The sequence below is a fragment of the Streptomyces sp. AK08-02 genome, from assembly GCF_033795085.1.
GTDB lineage: Bacteria > Actinomycetota > Actinomycetes > Streptomycetales > Streptomycetaceae > Streptomyces > Streptomyces echiniscabiei.
Window position 1 is genome coordinate 370,759 of record NZ_JARAZV010000011.1, and the last position, 17,833, is coordinate 388,591.

At 70.7% G+C, this 17,833-nt stretch carries 15 protein-coding genes; 11 read left to right on the plus strand and 4 right to left on the minus strand.

Annotation, left to right across the window (positions count from 1 at the left end):
- Positions 1–51: 51 nt before the first annotated feature.
- Positions 52–1,461 carry a DNA repair protein RadA gene (radA, locus tag PV734_RS24705; RefSeq protein WP_319096906.1) on the minus strand — a complete coding sequence of 470 codons (1,410 nt, stop codon included), beginning with the start codon at positions 1,459–1,461 and terminating at the stop codon, positions 52–54.
- 208 nt (positions 1,462–1,669) lie between these two features.
- Here radA and PV734_RS24710 point away from each other — a divergent pair, with 208 nt between their 5' ends.
- Positions 1,670–3,472, plus strand: a complete 1,803-nt coding sequence (locus PV734_RS24710; RefSeq protein WP_319096905.1) for a BACON domain-containing protein — start codon at positions 1,670–1,672, stop codon at positions 3,470–3,472.
- A gap of 64 nt (positions 3,473–3,536) precedes the next feature.
- Here PV734_RS24710 and PV734_RS24715 read toward each other — a convergent pair whose 3' ends face one another.
- On the minus strand, positions 3,537–4,331 hold the full coding sequence (locus PV734_RS24715) for a hypothetical protein (protein ID WP_319291917.1): 795 nt from the start codon (positions 4,329–4,331) through the stop codon (positions 3,537–3,539).
- A 155-nt stretch (positions 4,332–4,486) separates the two neighbouring features.
- Between PV734_RS24715 and PV734_RS24720 the strand changes: the two genes are divergently transcribed.
- The 4 genes from PV734_RS24720 (at position 4,487) to ilvD (ending at position 9,053) form a co-directional block, all read left to right on the plus strand.
- The gene (locus tag PV734_RS24720; RefSeq protein ID WP_319096904.1) at positions 4,487–5,431 is read left to right on the plus strand and encodes a Ppx/GppA phosphatase family protein; all 945 of its coding nucleotides are present in this window, start codon (positions 4,487–4,489) and stop codon (positions 5,429–5,431) included.
- Positions 5,432–5,589: 158 nt separating this feature from the next.
- Positions 5,590–6,429, plus strand: a complete 840-nt coding sequence (locus PV734_RS24725) for a sugar phosphate isomerase/epimerase (RefSeq protein ID WP_319096903.1) — start codon at positions 5,590–5,592, stop codon at positions 6,427–6,429.
- Positions 6,426–7,040, plus strand: coding sequence for a TetR family transcriptional regulator (locus PV734_RS24730; protein WP_319096902.1), 615 nt, complete (start codon positions 6,426–6,428; stop codon positions 7,038–7,040). The genes PV734_RS24725 and PV734_RS24730 overlap by 4 nt, the downstream gene beginning before the upstream one ends.
- Before the next feature lie 159 nt (positions 7,041–7,199).
- On the plus strand, positions 7,200–9,053 hold the full coding sequence (gene ilvD / locus PV734_RS24735; RefSeq protein ID WP_319096901.1) for a dihydroxy-acid dehydratase: 1,854 nt from the start codon (positions 7,200–7,202) through the stop codon (positions 9,051–9,053).
- A gap of 110 nt (positions 9,054–9,163) precedes the next feature.
- Here the strand turns inward: ilvD and PV734_RS24740 are convergent, their stop codons facing one another.
- The gene (locus PV734_RS24740) at positions 9,164–11,347 is read right to left on the minus strand and encodes a serine/threonine-protein kinase (protein ID WP_319291881.1); all 2,184 of its coding nucleotides are present in this window, start codon (positions 11,345–11,347) and stop codon (positions 9,164–9,166) included.
- Between the two features lie 183 nt (positions 11,348–11,530).
- Here PV734_RS24740 and PV734_RS24745 point away from each other — a divergent pair, with 183 nt between their 5' ends.
- The 6 genes from PV734_RS24745 (at position 11,531) to proC (ending at position 16,079) form a co-directional block, all read left to right on the plus strand.
- Positions 11,531–11,881, plus strand: coding sequence for an SH3 domain-containing protein (locus tag PV734_RS24745; protein ID WP_319096899.1), 351 nt, complete (start codon positions 11,531–11,533; stop codon positions 11,879–11,881).
- 85 nt (positions 11,882–11,966) lie between these two features.
- The gene (locus tag PV734_RS24750) at positions 11,967–12,470 is read left to right on the plus strand and encodes an EamA/RhaT family transporter (protein WP_319291884.1); all 504 of its coding nucleotides are present in this window, start codon (positions 11,967–11,969) and stop codon (positions 12,468–12,470) included.
- Positions 12,471–12,542: 72 nt separating this feature from the next.
- On the plus strand, positions 12,543–13,322 hold the full coding sequence (locus tag PV734_RS24755; RefSeq protein ID WP_319096897.1) for a class I SAM-dependent methyltransferase: 780 nt from the start codon (positions 12,543–12,545) through the stop codon (positions 13,320–13,322).
- A 118-nt stretch (positions 13,323–13,440) separates the two neighbouring features.
- Positions 13,441–14,292: an ABC transporter ATP-binding protein gene (locus PV734_RS24760; protein WP_319096896.1), complete on the plus strand. Its 852-nt coding sequence runs from the start codon at positions 13,441–13,443 to the stop codon at positions 14,290–14,292.
- Positions 14,289–15,071: an ABC transporter permease gene (locus PV734_RS24765; RefSeq protein ID WP_319096895.1), complete on the plus strand. Its 783-nt coding sequence runs from the start codon at positions 14,289–14,291 to the stop codon at positions 15,069–15,071. The genes PV734_RS24760 and PV734_RS24765 overlap by 4 nt, the downstream gene beginning before the upstream one ends.
- Before the next feature lie 195 nt (positions 15,072–15,266).
- Positions 15,267–16,079: a pyrroline-5-carboxylate reductase gene (gene proC / locus PV734_RS24770; protein ID WP_319096894.1), complete on the plus strand. Its 813-nt coding sequence runs from the start codon at positions 15,267–15,269 to the stop codon at positions 16,077–16,079.
- A gap of 18 nt (positions 16,080–16,097) precedes the next feature.
- Here proC and trpS read toward each other — a convergent pair whose 3' ends face one another.
- On the minus strand, positions 16,098–17,135 hold the full coding sequence (gene trpS / locus PV734_RS24775; RefSeq protein WP_319096893.1) for a tryptophan--tRNA ligase: 1,038 nt from the start codon (positions 17,133–17,135) through the stop codon (positions 16,098–16,100).
- Positions 17,136–17,833 lie beyond the last annotated feature (698 nt).

Below are 17,833 nucleotides of genomic sequence, written 5' to 3' on the forward strand. Positions count from 1 at the left end.
CCCCCGCTTCGTACACGGTGTTCGTACGGACGGGCGAGACCTGCGCAAAGTCTACCGGCGGTCCTCGTCGTCCCGTGGGGCGTCTCGCCTACGCGACCGCGGAAGCACCCGGAGCGCGTCCCCCATGTCGGCGACTTCGATGACCTTCATACCGGCGGGGATCTTGCCGGGGTCTGCCGGAACGAGGGCGTGGGTGAAGCCCAGACGGTGCGCCTCGGCCAGTCGGCGCTGGACCCCCGTCACCCGTCTGACCTCGCCCGCGAGGCCCACTTCGCCGATCGCCACCAGGTTCTTGGGCAACGGGGTGTCGCTCGCGGCGGAGGCCAGCGCGAGGGCGATCGCGAGGTCCGCGGCCGGCTCGGCGAGCTTCACCCCGCCGACCGTCGCCGCATAGATGTCCCGCTTCCCGAGCGCGCTGATCCTGCCCCGTTGTTCGAGAACCGCGAGCATCATCGAGACCCGGGACGTCTCCAGGCCCGACGTCGTGCGCCTGGGGGAGGGGATCTGCGAGTCGACGGTGAGCGCCTGGACCTCGACGACGAGCGGACGGCGGCCCTCCAGGGTGACGGTCAGACAGGTGCCCGGCACCGGCTCGGCGCGCCGGGTCAGGAACAGGCCGCTCGGGTCGGCGAGGCCCGTGATGCCCTCGTCGTGCAGTTCGAAGCAGCCGACCTCGTCCGTTGTGCCGTAACGGTTCTTGACGCCCCGGACAAGACGGAGGCGGGCGTGCCGGTCGCCCTCGAAGGACAGGACCACGTCCACCAGGTGTTCCAGGAGACGCGGACCGGCGATCGCGCCGTCCTTGGTGACATGGCCCACCAGAAGCGTCGACATACCGCGCTCCTTGGACGCGCGGATCAGCGCCCCGGCGACCTCGCGGACCTGCGCCATGCCGCCCGCCGCGCCGTCGATCTCCGGCGAGGCCACCGTCTGGACGGAGTCGAGGATCAGGAGGGACGGTTTCACGGCGTCCAGGTGGCCCAGCACCGCCGAGAGATCCGTCTCCGCGGCCAGATACAGGTGGTCGTCGATCGCCTTGATCCGGTCGGCGCGCAGCCGGACCTGGCTCGCTGACTCCTCACCGGTGATGTAGAGCGTGCGGTGCTCGTCGCTCGCCGACTTCGCCGCGACGTCCAGGAGGAGCGTCGACTTGCCCACGCCCGGCTCACCGGCCACGAGAACCACGGCACCGGGGACCAGCCCGCCGCCCAGTACGCGGTCCAGTTCGGGCACGCCGGTGCTGCGGGCGGTGGCCTGGCGGACGTCGACCTGGCCGATGGGGACCGCGGAGGTGGTGACCCGGCCCGGTGCCGTCGTACGGACCGCGGGCGCGCCGTACTCCTCGACCGTGCCCCACGCCTGGCACTCGCCGCAGCGGCCGAGCCACTTGACCGTCTGCCAGCCGCACTCGGTGCAGCGGTAGGACGGGCGGTCCTTCGCGGACTTCGTACGGGCAACCATGGGACGAACCGTAACCGGAACCACTGACATCACCCTCGGCGACCAGCGCCGGCAGCCGCGCACCCGGTGTCAATCAGCCACGTCAGGTCGATAACAAGCCATGGAATCCGGGGTTCCTGTCCCCTATTGAGGGATCGTTTCACCCGTACGGATTAAAAGTGCTCAAGGTGGCAGAAGGGGTCGTCGTAAGGCGCCTACGGTCGCACGGGTGATGAGCAGTAGTCCGGACACCCCGACCCGCAGCCCCGGCGCGCACCGGTCGCACCGTGAGGCGCGTGACCGGGCGGCGGGGCGCACGCTGGTCGAGCGTCCGCCCGCGCGCTACGAGCCGTATCTGGACGGCCTGTTCACCTACTGCCTGTCCGTCCTGTGCGACCACGACACGGCCACCGCCGCCCTCGGCGACGTCCTCGCGCTCGCGGAGCGCCGCAGCCCGCGCGGGCCGCGTGTTCCGCAGTCCGACGGTGACCGCAGGGCCTGGCTGTACGCCCTGGCCCGCTGGGCCTGTCTGCGCAAGCTGGCCGAGGCCAAGCAGAAACGTCAGAGCACCCACGCGGCGGGGCGGCGCGGAAAACGGCAGCCGTCCACCGCCACGTCCCAGGCCGCCGCCGACACCGCCGCCGTCCCTGTCTCCGAGGAGGCCCAGGAGGCGCACCGCCGTGAACTGGCCCAGCTCGCCTGGCCGGAGGCCGCCGGCACCACCCCCGAACAGCGCGAGGCACTCGAACTGGCCGTCCGTCACAAGCTCGCCGCCCACGAGGTGGCCGCCGTCCTGGGTCTGGAGGCCGTCGCCGCCCGCGACCTGCTCGCCTCCGCCGCCTGCGAGGTCGAACGCACCCGCGCGGCCCTCGCCGTCGTCGAGACCGGCACCTGCCCGAGCGTCTCCCGCCTCACCGGCGACCACCAGCTGGTGCTCAGCACCGCACTGCGCCGCGAGCTGGTCCGGCATGTCGACGACTGTCCGCGGTGCCGCCGTACCGCCGAGCGGGCCGTCCCCGGCACCTGGCCCGGCACCAGCGTCCCGCCCGCCGAACTGCCCGTCCTGGAGGCGCCCCGCGCGGCCCTGCACCTCGCCATGGCGCACCTCCCGCGCGCGCGGGGCACCGCGCCGCGCTTCGACCGGCGTGGCTTCCCGATGGACCCCAAGGACCGCGCCGCCCGAAGGGACCGGCTACGCGCGCGTGCCGTCACGACCACGGTCGTCGCCACCGTGGTCGCCGCTCCGGTGCTCGCCCTGTGGGCGGCCTACCGAGGGGCGCCGACGACCGGCGAGGGCGGCCCGGGGGACCGGTCGGCCACCGCGAGCGAGGCACAGCGCCACGACATCCTCGACGGCGAGACCGCGGGCGGCGGCTACGAGAACGCGGGCAACGCGGGAAACGCCGGCAGTGGCCCCGCCAGCGGCCTCGTCAGGAAGGACCACGGCTCACCGGACGTCTCCGTGGAGGTCGTCAGCGCGGTTCCCGGCGCGAAGGAGAGCCCGGGGCTGCTCACCGTGGAGGCCTCCAGCGACGGCGACACCACACTCATCACCCTCACCGCGTCCGGGCACACGCCGGTGCGCTGGACGGCGTCCACCGGGGCGTCCTGGCTGTACCCGAGCCGGTCGTCGGGAACGCTGCGGTCCGGCGAGTCGGTCACGATCAAGGTGTACGTCGACCCGCTGCGCGAGCCGGCCGGTCACTGGAACGCGCGCGTGTCGATCGCACCGGCGGCAGCCGTCGTCACCATCGAGGGGTACGGCACCGCGCCCACACCCCCGGACCCGACCCCGGCGAACCCCCCGGCCCCCGGCCCGCCCCGCCCGAGCCCGCCGTCCCCGGACCCCGACCCGACGACCTCGGCGCCCGCGACGCCGCCCCCCAGCGACCCGCCACCGTCCTCGTCGCCGGACCCGGAGCCCACGCCGACCCCCACCCCGACGGCCTCCGTGACCTCGACGCCCGCCGACCCCGGAGGCTCGTCACCACCCGCCGACAGCGAGGCCCCGAGCCCGGCGACGGCCCCCTGAGCCCGCCACGTCGGCGGAGAGGGGACCAGCGGACGGGACCGGCGAACCGGATCGGCCGACGAGATCAGCGAACCGGGTCAGCCGGATGCGGAGCCAGCAGCGGCAACTGCGACGCCAGCCGCTCCTCACAGAGCTCGACCAGCCGGTCGTACCCCGCCTTGCCCATCAGCTCGACCAGCTCGGGCCGGTACGAGACGTACACCGGATCCCCCGCGCCGTGCGCCGAGGTCGCCGACGTGCACCACCAGTGCAGGTCGTGGCCGCCCGGACCCCAGCCGCGCCGGTCGTACTCACCGATCGACACCTGGAGCACACGCGTGTCGTCGGGGCGGTCGATCCAGTCGTACGTCCGGCGCACCGGAAGCTGCCAGCAGACGTCCGGCTTGGTCTCCAGCGGCTCCAGACCCTCCCGCAGCGCCAGGATGTGCAGCGAGCAGCCCGCGCCGCCCGCGAACCCGGGCCGGTTCTGGAAGATGCAGGACCCCTGGTACGGCCGGGTCTGCCGCGAGCCCTCCTCGTCCTCCGAGGTCCAGCCGGACTCGGTGCCGATGTCGTGGTGCTGCCAGATGTCGGGCGTGAGCCGTGCCACAAACCCGGCGACGCGCTTCTCGTCGTCCTCGTCGGAGAAATGGGCCCCCAGCGTGCAGCAGCCGTCGTCCGCGCGGCCGGCCTGGATGCCCTGGCAGCCGCTTCCGAAGACGCAGTTCCAGCGAGAGGTCAGCCAGGTCAGATCACAGCGGAAGACCTGCTCGTCGTCCGCCGGATCGGGGAACTCGACCCACGCGCGCGCGAAGTCGAGCCCCTTCTCGTCGCTCACCACCACCGTCTTCGGAGGTTTCGCGGACTTCGGGGACTTCACAGCCTTCGCGGACTTCGCGGGGAGGGCTTCCGCTGCCGACTTGTCGGCCTTTGCCTTTTTCGTCTTTGGCACGCGTCCAGGGTAAGTCGCCCGGAGCCCCTTCCGGCACCGCTCCGGGGACGGATGCGGGCGCGGCTGGCAGTAGCGTTCCGTCCATGAGACTCGGTGTCCTCGACGTGGGATCGAACACGGTGCATCTGCTGGTGGTGGACGCCCACCCCGGCGCGCGCCCGCTGCCCGCGCATTCGCACAAGGTCGAGCTGCGGCTCGCCCAACTCCTCGACGACGCCGGAGCCATCGGCCCCGAGGGGGTCGACAAACTCGTCGCCGTGATCCAGGACGCGCTCCAGGCCGCCGAGGACAAGGGCGTCGTGGACCTGCTGCCGTTCGCCACCTCCGCCGTGCGCGAGGCCAGCAACGCCGACGACGTCCTCGCGCGCGTGCAGGCCGAAACAGGCGTCGAGCTCCAGGTCCTGACCGGCTCCGAGGAGGCCCGGCTCACCTTCCTCGCCGCCCGCCGCTGGTTCGGCTGGTCGGCCGGCAAGCTCCTCGTCCTCGACATCGGCGGCGGCTCCCTGGAGATCGCCTACGGCATCGACGAGGAACCCGACACCGCGGTCTCCCTCCCGCTCGGCGCGGGCCGCCTGACCGCAGGGTGGCTCCCCGGCGACCCGCCCGACCCCGACGACATCAGGTCCCTGCGCCGCCATGTACGCGCCCAGATCGCCGGTACGGTGGGCGAGTTCAGCCGCTTCGGCGCCCCCGACCACGTCGTCGCCACCTCGAAGACGTTCAAGCAGCTGGCCCGGCTGGCCGGGGCGGCCCGCTCGACGGACGGTCTCTACGTCCAGCGCGAGCTGAAGCGCGAGTCCCTGCAGGCCCTGGTCCCCGAGCTCGCCTCCATGACGACGGCGGAACGAGCCGCGCTCCCCGGAGTCTCCGAAGGCCGGGCCAACCAGCTTGTCGCGGGCGCCCTGGTGGCCGAGGCGGCGATGGACCTCTTCGCCGTGAAAACCCTGGAGGTCTGCCCCTGGGCCCTCCGAGAGGGCGTCATCCTCCGCCGCCTGGACCACATGGGCACCCACATGGGCACGGAGTAGGAGCAACTTCTCGAGCGACCTGGACGGCAACTCCGTAGGGGCGCGGGGAACTGCGCGACAAGCCACGCACGGCCCCGCAGCCGCCCGACAACCGAACCCCCACGGCGATTGGGCGCCCCCAACCCACCCCCGCATACACACCCCGTACGCTGTCCTCCGTGGCAGAACCAGTCGTACGCATCCCGGATGCGAAGGTCGCGCTGTCCACGGCCTCCGTGTACCCGGAGTCGACGGCGACGGCCTTCGAGATCGCCGCGCGTCTCGGGTACGACGGTGTCGAGGTCATGGTCTGGACGGACCCCGTCAGCCAGGACATCGAAGCCCTGCGCAGACTGAGCGACTACCACCAGGTCCCCATCCTCGCCGTCCACGCGCCCTGCCTCCTCATCACGCAGCGCGTCTGGTCCACGGACCCCTGGACCAAGCTCCAGCGCGCCCAGGCCGCCGCCGAGAAACTCGGCGCGACGACCGTCGTCGTACACCCGCCCTTCCGCTGGCAGCGCCAGTACGCGCGTGACTTCGTCACCGGGATCTGGCGCATGGCCGACGAGACGGACGTCCGGTTCGGCGTCGAGAACATGTACCCCTGGCGCTACCGCGACCGCGAGATGCTCGCGTACGCCCCCGACTGGGACGTCACGAAGGACGACTACCGGCACTTCACCATCGACCTCAGCCACACCGCGACGGCCCGCAGCGACGCCATGGAGATGGTCGGCCTCATGGGTGACCGCCTCGGCCACGTCCACCTCGCCGACGGCAACGGCTCCAACAAGGACGAGCACCTGGTCCCCGGCCGCGGCACGCAGCCCTGCGCCGAACTGCTCGAACGGCTCGCGTTCACCGGTTTCGACGGCCATGTCGTCATCGAGGTCAACACCCGCCGCGCTATGTCCAGCGCCGAGCGCGACGCAGACCTCGCCGAGGCACTCGCCTTCACCCGCCTCCACCTGGCCTCGTCCGTCAGGGCTGTGCCCGGCGGGGGACCACGGCCATGACCGACGCAGCCCCCCGGCGCCGGGGCCGCCCCTCCCGTACGGACTCCGCGGACACCCCCGCCGCCCGCGACCGGATCCTGGCGGCGGCCCGCGAGGAGTTCGCCGAGCGCGGCTACGAGAAGACGTCCGTACGCGGCATCGCCAAGGCCGCCGAGGTGGACTCGGCCCTGGTGCACCACTACTTCGGCACGAAGGAGCAGGTCTTCGAGGCGTCCGTCGAGGGCGCCGTCGGCCCCCTCCTGAACGCCCCCGGCGCGCTCGCCGAAGGCCCTCTCGACAGCGTGGGGGAGCGGCTGGCCCGCTTCTTCTTCGGGGTCTGGGAGAACCCGGCCACCCGTAAGGCACTGCTCGCGATCGTCCGCTCCGCCGTGAACAACGAGGTCGCGGCCGGAGCCTTCCGCCGACTGGTCTCCGCCCAGCTGCTGCGGCGCGTAGCCGGCCAGCTGGATCTCCCGGACGCCGAACTGCGCGCCGAACTGGCCGCCGCCCAGCTCGTCGGCATCGCGATGCTGCGCTACGTCATCAAGGTGGAGCCGCTGGCCTCGGCGGACCCGGAGCTGATCATCGAGAGGGTGGCCCCTGTGATTCAGGGGCACCTGACAGCCCCGTAAGGGGCGCGAGGAGCTGCGCGACCAGCCCCCACCGAACCCGCACCGGAAAACCGGAAACCGAGACGCCCATCCCGCATTTCGGACGATGTGTCCGCCCACTGGATAACCGGCGTACGCTCGACGGAGTCATAACCCTCCGAAGTAGCGAGGCGAGCGAAGATGCCCGAGCTGAGGTCCCGCACAGTCACCCACGGCCGCAACATGGCGGGCGCCCGCGCCCTTATGCGCGCCTCCGGTGTACCGGGTGCCGACATCGGGCGCAAGCCGATCATCGCGGTCGCGAACAGCTTCACCGAGTTCGTGCCCGGCCACACCCACCTCCAGCCGGTCGGCCGCATCGTCAGCGAGGCCATCACCGCCGCCGGAGGCATCCCGCGCGAGTTCAACACGATCGCCGTCGACGACGGCATCGCGATGGGCCACGGCGGCATGCTGTACTCCCTCCCCTCCCGCGACCTCATCGCGGACTCGGTCGAGTACATGGTCGAGGCCCACTGCGCCGACGCCCTGATCTGCATCTCCAACTGCGACAAGATCACCCCGGGCATGCTGAACGCCGCCCTGCGGCTCAACATCCCCACGGTCTTCGTCTCCGGCGGCCCGATGGAGTCCGGCCGCGCCACGCTGGTCGACGGCACGGTCCGCACGCTCGACCTGGTCGACGCGATCTCCGACGCGGTGAACGAGAAGATCTCGGACGAGGACATCCTCCGTATCGAGGAGAACGCCTGTCCGACCTGCGGTTCCTGTTCCGGCATGTTCACGGCCAACTCGATGAACTGCCTCGCGGAGGCCATCGGACTCGCCCTCCCGGGCAACGGCTCGGTCCTGGCCACGCACACGGCCCGCCGCGCGCTGTACGAGAACGCCGGCCGCACGGTGATGGACATCACCCGCCGCTACTACGAGCAGGACGACGAGACGGTCCTGCCGCGCAACGTCGCCACCTTCGCGGCCTTCCAGAACGCCATGGCCCTCGACATCGCGATGGGCGGCTCGACCAACACGATCCTGCATCTGCTGGCCGCCGCCCAGGAGGCGGGCGTCGCGTTCGACCTGGACGACATCAACGAGGTCTCGCGCCGCGTGCCGTGCCTCGCGAAGGTCGCGCCGAACGTCGCCAAGGACCGCACGTACTACATGGAGGACGTGCACCGGGCCGGCGGCATCCCCGCCCTCCTCGGCGAACTGCACCGCGCGGGTCTGCTCAACGAGGACGTGAACTCGGTTCACAGCTCGTCCCTCGCGGACTGGCTGAAGAACTGGGACGTCCGCGGCGGCTCACCCTCCGCCGAGGCCCTGGAACTGTGGCACGCGGCACCGGGCTGCGTCCGCTCCGCCGAGGCCTTCTCCCAGTCGGAGCGCTGGGAGGCCCTGGACACGGACGCCGCAGGCGGCTGCATCCGCAGCGCCGAGCACGCGTACTCGAAGGACGGCGGCCTCGCTGTCCTCAAGGGCAACCTCGCCGTCGACGGCTGCGTGGTGAAGACGGCCGGCGTCGACGAGTCGATCTGGACCTTCGAGGGCCCCGCGGTCGTCTGCGAGTCGCAGGAAGAAGCGGTCGAGAAGATCCTCAACAAGCAGATCACGCACGGCGACGTCGTCGTCATCCGCTACGAGGGCCCCAAGGGCGGCCCCGGTATGCAGGAGATGCTCTACCCGACCTCGTTCCTCAAGGGCCGCGGCCTCGGCAAGACCTGCGCCCTGATCACCGACGGCCGCTTCTCCGGCGGCACCTCGGGCCTCTCCATCGGCCACGCCTCCCCCGAGGCGGCCTCCGGTGGCACCATCGCCCTCGTCAACAACGGCGACCGCATCCGCATCGACATCCCGAACCGCACGATCGAGCTCCTGGTCGAGGACGACGAGCTGGCGGCCCGCCGCGACGCCCTGAACGGCGTCTACGCCCCCGTCTCCCGCGAGCGCAAGGTCTCCGCCGCCCTGCGCGCGTACGCGGCGATGGCGACGAGCGCCGACAAGGGCGCGGTCCGGGACGTCTCCAAGCTGGGCTGACCGCCCTCGCACATCTCCACCCGCGCGAAGGGCTGCTCCGGTGAGGAGCGGCCCTTCACGTCTTCTCCCCTACGGCCTTCGGACGCCGTACGTGTCTCAGCCGGACCGGGTCACCAGCCGGCCGGGTCCGCCGCGTCCACGGCGAAGACGGAACCGTCGGGCGCGCTCGCGTAGACGCGTCCGCCGGCCGCGACGGGGGCGGACAGCGAGGCCGCGACCGTGTCCGAGGCGGAGCCGAGTCGCGGCGCTGTCTGCCCCGCGAGCTTCCCCGTACGGGCGTTCACCGCGAGCAGCCGTCCGTCGGCGGCGGTGAAGTACACGTACCGTCCGTCGGTGGCCGGCGCCGAGGCGAGGCTCACGGACGTCTCCAGCCGCCAGAGCTGCTTGCCCGCCTTCAGGTCCATGGCGATCAGCGAACCTCCGCCGCCCGTCAGGTAGACGATGCTCCCGCGCACGACACCGTGGGCCCGCTGGAGCGGAAGAGGCACCTCGACCTTGTGGGAGGCGCCGGTCGCCGGGTCGTAGTCGACGACGGCGACCGTGTCCCGGTACACGGTGTCGAGGGAGGCGAAGAAGACAGAGGCGCCCGCGTCGGTGGTGCCGATGGGCTGCAGATACCCGTCCAGCTTGTCCTGCCAGCGCACGTCACCGGAGCTGGGGTCCAGCGCGGCGACCCGGGTGCTCGCCCCGTCCTCGGCCGTGCTGGTGGCGTACGCGAGCCGGTCGCCGACGAAGGAGAACAGCCGCGGGCTGCTCAGACCGGAGATGCGCCGGTGCCACTTGCTGTCGCCGGACTCGCTGTCGACGCCGGTGACCTTGCCGTCGATGCCGGTGAGCAGGGTCATGCCGCCCGCGTACCCGAGGGCGACACGGTCGGACATGGTCTCCTGCCAACGGGCGCGGCCCGTGCCGGGATCGAGTGCCTCCAGTCGGGGGCCCAGGTCCAGCGGGGGGTGCACGAGCCCACCCGACAGAACCGGCGGGCGGTTCGGAATGACGGTCGCGTCGATCGGGTGGCGCCACAGGACGGTGCCGTCGGTGGGGTCGACGGCGGAGACGAGGCCCTTCTGGGCACAGAACAACTTCCCGCCACCGTAAGCGCATTGGGGCATCCCGGCGTCGCCGTCAGGGTCGGGCCGCACCGTCCAGGCCCGGAAACCGGCCGCGGCGGCCGTCGTACCGGCTCCGGAGGACCCGTCCTTGGGCCGGGCGACCGGATCACCCCCGGCCAACCGCAGCGAGGCGACGGCACACCCGGCGGCGAGGACCACGGCGCCCGCGGCGAGCAGGACGCGCCTGCGCAACCGCCGCCGATCCGAACGCCCCGCGGAGGAAGGGGAGTCGGAGGAAGAGGGAGCGGGGGAGCGGCCGTCGCCTCCCTGCCGGACGTGTGTCTCCTCGTCCGGGGGGCTCGGTGTGATCGGCGTGCGCGGCTGCTCGGGTACGAACGACTGGGTGTCGTACGAGGCGGCAACCGACCTGAGTTCCCGCATCAGTTCGTCGGGAGTCGGCCGGTCCTCGGGCTCCTTGGCGAGGCAACGCAGCACCAGCGGGGCGAGGTTCGGCGGCACGCCGGTCAAGTCGGGCTCGTCGTGGACGACTTGATAGGCGACGACGTAAGGACTGTCGGAGTCGAACGGTCCACGCCCGGTCGACGCGTGCACCATCACCGACCCCAGGGCGAAGATGTCGGCGGCGGGCCCCACCTCGCGCGGCCGCCGGAACTGCTCGGGCGCCATGAACGGCGGCGTACCGATCAACTTGCCGGTCTCGGTGCGCAGTTCGCTGTCCTTCGGCCGAGAAATGCCGAAGTCGATGACCTTCGGACCGTCCTCGGCGAGCAGTACGTTGCTGGGTTTCAGGTCCCGGTGGACGACCCCGACCCGGTGGATGTCCCGCAGCGCCTCGGCGAGCCCGGCCATCAGCCGCCGCAGCTGACCGGCGCTCATGGACCCGTTCCGCTTGACCTCGTCGGCCAGGGTCGGCCCGGGGATGAACAGGGTGGCCATCCAGGGCCGTTCGGCATCGGGGTCGGCATCGACGACGGGCGCGGTGAAGGCACCGCTGACCCGCCGGGCGGCGGCGATCTCCTGTCGGAACCGCCCCCTGAACTCGGGGTCCTTGGCGAACTCCCCGTGGACGACCTTGACGGCGAGCTTCATGCCGGAGGTGCTCCGGGCCAGGTGGACCACGCCCATGCCGCCGGAACCCAGCCGTGCGTCCAGACGGTACTGGCCGGCGTACTCCGGGAATTCCGCTTCCGCGCCGGACCCGGCGTTCCGCTGTGGCGTCATGGACTCACCCCCGTGCTGTTCGGCCGCTCGCGCGACGCACGGAGCCTAGTCGATGAGGGTCAGGGGACAGAGGCGGCTTGCTGACGTTGGTGTACGAGTTCCGTACATGTGTTTCATGGCGTGTTTCAGGGGTATCAACGGGACCCCATGGCAGTCATGGGGTCCAACGGGGGAGGTTTTTTCATGTCCACAGACCACATCGCGGAGAGAACGCCCGAAGACGGTTCGGGCCGCACGGACCTGACGATCACGACCGCGGCGGCAGCAGCGGCGGCGACCACGTCCGTCCGCTACTACTCGGTCGCCCCCGGCTACCGCCTCAACGTCCGCAGCGGTCCCAGCACCGGCTACACCATCGTCCGCGTACTGGCCGAGGGCGCCAAGATCCCGATCTACTGCCAGCGTCCCGGCGAGGCGATAGCCGGTCCGTACGGTACGTCGAACATCTGGGACAACATCGACAACGGCGAGTACGTCTCGGACGCGTACGTCCTCACGGGCAGCGACGGCTACGTGGCACCGCACTGCTCCTGACCACGTGACCCACCCGGGCACCGGCACCCGAACCCGAACGCGCACCGCCATCCGGTGCCGGTGCCCGGCTGGTGATAATCGAGGGGTGAGCGACAAGACCGGTACGACAGGCGACGCCCGTAAAGACCCCCGTCCTGAGCCCCTCCGCTTCTTCGGCACGACGTGGGTGAACCACGACGCCGGCTACCAGGCACGCCGGGTGGGAGTGGCCGCGGGTTCGCTGACGGCGACGATCGCGTCCTGCCTCATCCTGCGCTTCGCCTACGAGGGCCTGCGGATCGCGGAGGTGGGAGGTGTCGTCACCCTCCTGGTGGTGGTCATGTTCGCGGTGTGCAGCGCGCTGGCGTTCGGCCACACCTGGGGCGCCTTCACCACCCACCCGGACCCGGCCCGCCAGGCCTCTCTCCGCGGCCTCCTCACGATCGGCTTCGTAGGCACCCTGACCGCCTACTTCCTCCGCTCCCTGAAAGAGGCCCCCGGAGAGTCCCTCCACCGCCAGGAGTACGAGGCCTCACGCGCCCAACAGACCCGCCGATCGACCCGCCGAACAGGAAACCCGGCAAAACGCCGAACCCGAGAGGACACCTGAGGCGGGACGCCTCCCACCCAACACTTACCCAAACCCCCTCCCCCCACGAACACCCCCGGCCACCATGTCCACATGACGGCCTCCACTCAACCCCCCACCCCCTCCCGAGCCACCTCCTTCAACGCAGCCGCAGCCCAGTACGCGCAGAACCGCCCCTCTTACCCGCCCGCCCTCCTCGACGCCGTGGAACACCTGGCCGCCCACCCCCTCACCGGCTCCCGCGTCGCGGACATCGGCGCCGGCACCGGCATATCCACCGCCCTCCTCCACGCCCGCGGCGCCCACGTGATCGCCGTGGAACCCGGCGACGGCATGGCGGCCCAGTTCCGCCGCACCCTCCCGGACGTGCCGATCGTCCGAGGCAACGGCAACGCCCTCCCCCTGGCCGACGCCTCCGTCGACTTCCTCACCTACGCCCAGTCCTGGCACTGGACCGACCCGGACCACGCCGTCCCGGAGGCCCTCCGTGTCCTGCGCCCGGGCGGCGCACTCGCCCTGTGGTGGAACACGTACGCCCTGGACATCCCCTGGATCGCCGCCCAGACGAACCGCATCCAGTACTTCTTCGGCGTCGACACGGTCGTGGAGCAGAACGGCGCCTCCCGCCGCGCCGTCGACCCCTCGGGCCGCCTCGACTTCGCCCGCCGTGAGCTGCGCTGGAGCCGACACGTCCCGATCGACACCCACCTGGCCAACATCGGCAGCCACTCGGTCTTCCTGGTCCACGACAAGAAGGCGGTCGCCGCCTTCCTGGCGGAGGAACGGAACCTCCTCCTCAAGCTCTTCCCGTCCGAAACGGTCGAGGAGACCTACGACGTAGACCTCCTGGTAGCCAAAACCACAGCCACCTGACCACCTCCCGCCCTCCCTCCATCCCCCCTTCCTCGTGCGGCGGCACCCCTCCAGGGCCGCCGCACACGCATGTCCGCCGCACTTGACGCGCCCTCGACCCGAGAGCATTATTCATCGCATGATGAATTACAGCGAGCCCCCTCCAGCGAGGGCCGTTCCCGAAAGGCCCGTCGAACCCACCGCAAGGGCCGCAAACACCGCAAGCACCACAGCCGTCCAAGCCCAAGCACTCACCGTCGTGCGAGGCACCCGCAAGGTCCTCCACGGCCTCGACTTCACCGTCCCGCGCGGCCAGATCACCGGCCTGCTCGGACCCTCGGGCTGCGGAAAGTCGACCCTCATGCGGGCGATCGTCGGCACGCAGGCGAAAGTCACCGGCACCCTGAACGTCCTGGGCCACCCCGCCGGCCACGCCACCCTCCGCACCCGCATCGGCTACGTGACCCAGGCCCCCTCGGTCTACGACGACCTGACGGTCCGCCAGAACCTGGCCTACTTCGCCGCGATCCTCGACCCCGGCCGCGCAGCCGCCGAACGCCGCCACGAGAACGTCACCCGCGCCATCGCCGACGTCGACCTCACCACCCGCGCCGACGCTCTCGCGGGCAACCTCTCCGGAGGCCAGCGCAGCCGCGTGTCCCTGGCGGTGGCACTCCTGGGTACCCCCGAACTCCTGGTCCTGGACGAACCGACGGTAGGCCTGGACCCCGTCCTCCGCCGCGACCTCTGGGCCCTCTTCCACACCATCGCGGCCACCCGCGGAGCGACGCTCCTCATCTCCTCCCACGTCATGGACGAGGCCGAGCGCTGCCACCGCCTCCTCCTCATGCGAGACGGCGAACTCCTCGCCGACGACACCCCGGACGCCCTCCGCACCCGCACATCGACGGACACGGTGGAAGAGGCGTTCCTCCACCTGGTGGACGAGGCGAAGGACCCGCAGGCAAAGAAGAGGGAGCAAACCAAGTGACCAGCACCGCCGCCCCAGCCCCCACCAGGCCGACAACGCCCCTGAACGCCTCCCGCACCATCGCCACCGCGATCCGTGTCCTGGCGCAACTCCGGCACGACCCACGCACCATCGCGATGCTGATCGTGCTCCCGAGCCTGCTCCTGTTCCTGCTCCGCTACGTCTTCGACGGCAGCGCGCGTACGTTCGACGGCATCGGCGCATCGCTCCTCGGGATCTTCCCCCTGATCACGATGTTCCTGGTGACCTCGATCGCCACCCTGCGCGAACGCACCTCGGGCACCCTCGAACGACTCCTCGCCATGCCCCTCGGCAAGGGCGACCTCATCGCCGGCTACGCCCTGGCCTTCGGAATCCTCGCGGTCATCCAGTCGGCCCTGGCCACAGGTCTGGCGGTCTGGCTCCTGGGCCTCGACGTCACGGGCTCCCCCTGGCTGCTCCTCCTGGTGGCCCTGCTGGACGCCCTCCTGGGCACCGCCCTCGGCCTCTTCGTCTCGGCTTTCGCGTCCTCGGAATTCCAGGCGGTCCAGTTCATGCCGGCGGTGATCTTCCCCCAACTCCTCCTCTGCGGCCTCTTCACCCCCCGCTCCAACATGCATCCGGTCCTCGAAGCGATCTCGGACGTCCTCCCCATGTCCTACGCGGTGGACGGCATGAACGAGGTCCTCACCCACGCCGACATCACAGCCACCTTCGTACGCGACGCCCTGATCGTCGCGGCCTGCGCCCTACTGGTCCTCACCCTGGGCGCGGCAACCCTCCGCCGCCGAACCCAGTGACAAACGACCGGAACGGCTCCGGCCCGCATTTCCAGCCCGTCTGGGGGTCTGGGGGCGCAGCCCCAGGTACAGGATGGGACGGGTAGGGGCGGCGGGGGCGAAGAAACATCCCGCCCACCGGACAACCCCTCCACCCACCCGCCCCCGATGCGAGGATGACCTCGGACGACGCAACCCCCGGAGGGCACCTCAACCATGACCCAGAAAGTCGCAGTCCTCGGCACCGGCAAAATCGGCGAAGCCCTGCTCAGCGGAATGATTCGAGCCGGCTGGTCCCCCGCCGACCTCCTGGTCACCGCCCGCCGCCCGGAACGAGCCGAAGAACTCCGCACCCGCTACGGAGTGACCCCGGTCACCAACCCGGAGGCGGCGAAAACCGCCGACACCCTGATCCTCACGGTCAAACCGCAGGACATGGGCACCCTCCTAGACGAACTCGCCCCCCACATCCCCGCCGACCGTCTGGTCATCAGCGGAGCCGCAGGCATCACCACCACCTCCATCGAGACCCGCCTCACCCCCGGGACCCCGGTCGTCCGCGTCATGACGAACACCCCGGCCCTCGTCGACGAGGCGATGTCGGTCATCTCCGCAGGCAGCCACGCCACCGCCGACCACCTCGCCCACGCCGACGAGATCTTCGGCGCCGTCGGCAAGACGCTGCGCGTCCCCGAGTCCCAGCAGGACGCGTGCACCGCACTCTCCGGCTCCGGCCCGGCGTACTTCTTCTACCTGGTCGAAGCCATGACGGACGCCGGCATCCTCCTCGGCCTGCCCCGCGACAAGGCCCACGACCTGATCGTCCAGTCCGCGATCGGCGCCGCCGTGATGCTCCGCGACAGCGGCGAACACCCCGTGAAGCTCCGCGAGAACGTCACGTCTCCCGCGGGCACCACGATCAGCGCCATCCGCGAACTGGAGAACCACGGCGTACGAGCCGCCCTCATCGCCGCCCTGGAAGCCGCCCGCGACCGCAGCCGAGCCCTGGCCTCCGGCAACACCAGCTGAAGCCGGCCGCCACCGCGTCTACCGGGCCGGGTCCATCACGGCCTCGGCCCGGGACTCGGAAACCGCCGACAGCAGCCCGATCGCCCGGTAGGCGGCATCAACGGTCGGCCGCGCCAACGCCCGAGCTCTCTCGGCCCCCTCCCGCAGCACTCCCTCCACAAACCCGGGGTCGGCGCACAACTCCCGGTGCCGGCTCCGCACGGGCCTGAGCACCTCGACCACGGCCTCCGTGGTGTCCCGCTTCAAATCCCCGTACGACTGGTACGCACCGCTCAGCTCCGACGGCTCCCCACCTGCACACGCCGCCAGGATCTCCAGCAGATTCGCGACTCCCGGCCGCCCCTCCGGGTCGTACTCGACATCCCGCCCGCTGTCGGTCACCGCCCGCATGACCTTCTTCCGAACCACATCGGGCTCGTCGAGCAGATAGACGATCCCCGGCCCGACGTCCTCGCTCTTGCCCATCTTCGACGTCGGGTCCTGCAGATTCATGACCCGCGCACCCACCGCCGGCCGCGTGGCCCGCGGCACCACGAACGTGTGCCCGTACCGCTGGTTGAACCGCACCGCCAGATCCCGGGTCAGCTCGACATGCTGCGTCTGATCGTCCCCGACCGGCACCTCGTCGGCGCCGTACGCCAGGATGTCGGCCGCCATCAGCACGGGATACGTCAGCAGCGACAGCCGCACACTCCCACCCCGAGCCCGCTCCCGTGCCGCCTTCTCCCGGTACTGGATCATCCGCCGCATCTCCCCGTCGGAGGCGACGCACTCCAGCACGTACGACAGCCGCGTGTGCTCGTCGACATGACTCTGTACGAAGACGGTGCACAGCTCGGGATCGAGCCCCGACGCCAACAACAGCGTCGCCGCCTGCCTGCTCAGCCGGCGCACGCGCGCGGGATCGTGGTCCACGGTCAGCGCGTGCAGATCGACGACGCAGAACAGCGAGTCCGCCCGGTGCTGGTCCACGGCGGCCCACCGTCGCATGGCCCCCAGGTAGTTCCCCAGCGTCAGATGTCCGGTCGGCTTGATCCCGCTGAAGACCCGTGTCATCTCTTCTCCACCTCCTGGTCGAGACCACCGCACCCGGCGGGCCGACCCCCTCAGGAGGGAGAAACAAGAACGGCCGCCGAGGCGGCGGCCGTTGAGTACATACGTGTGTACGGCCGCCGTCAGGCGGCCCACCACTGCTGGGTGCACGTATGTGTGGTCACGTGCACGAGGCTACGCCGCCGGGACCCCCACCGACACCGAGTTGACACACTCCAGGGCCATACGTAGTGTTCTCCGAGTTGTTCGACGTGAGCGCCGACCCCGGTCGGTCCCCGGACAGCCATTCCGCAGGTACCCAGCAACGGTCGACGACCTGTCGTCGCGCCGGTGGCATGTCATTGGCGTGCGTATTTGTGAAATGAGGAATCCGCGTTCGAAAGGACGCACCTCCCGATTGGCTCGGGAGGCAGGGAATCCGCTAAAGTCTCACTCGTCGGAACGGCCCAACAGCCGGGAGGACAAGCCCCACTGACTGGGAATCAGGCCCGAAAGGATCTGGTAGAGTCGGAGTCGCCGGAAAGGGAAACGCGAAAGCGAAAACCTGGAAAGCACCGAGGAAATCGGATACGGAAACGGTCTGATAGAGTCGGAAACGCAAGACCGAAGGGAAACTGCCCGGAGGAAAGCCTGAGAGAGTCTCTTGGGTGAGTACGAAGGAAGCGTCCGTTCCTTGAGAACTCAACAGCGTGCCAAAAATC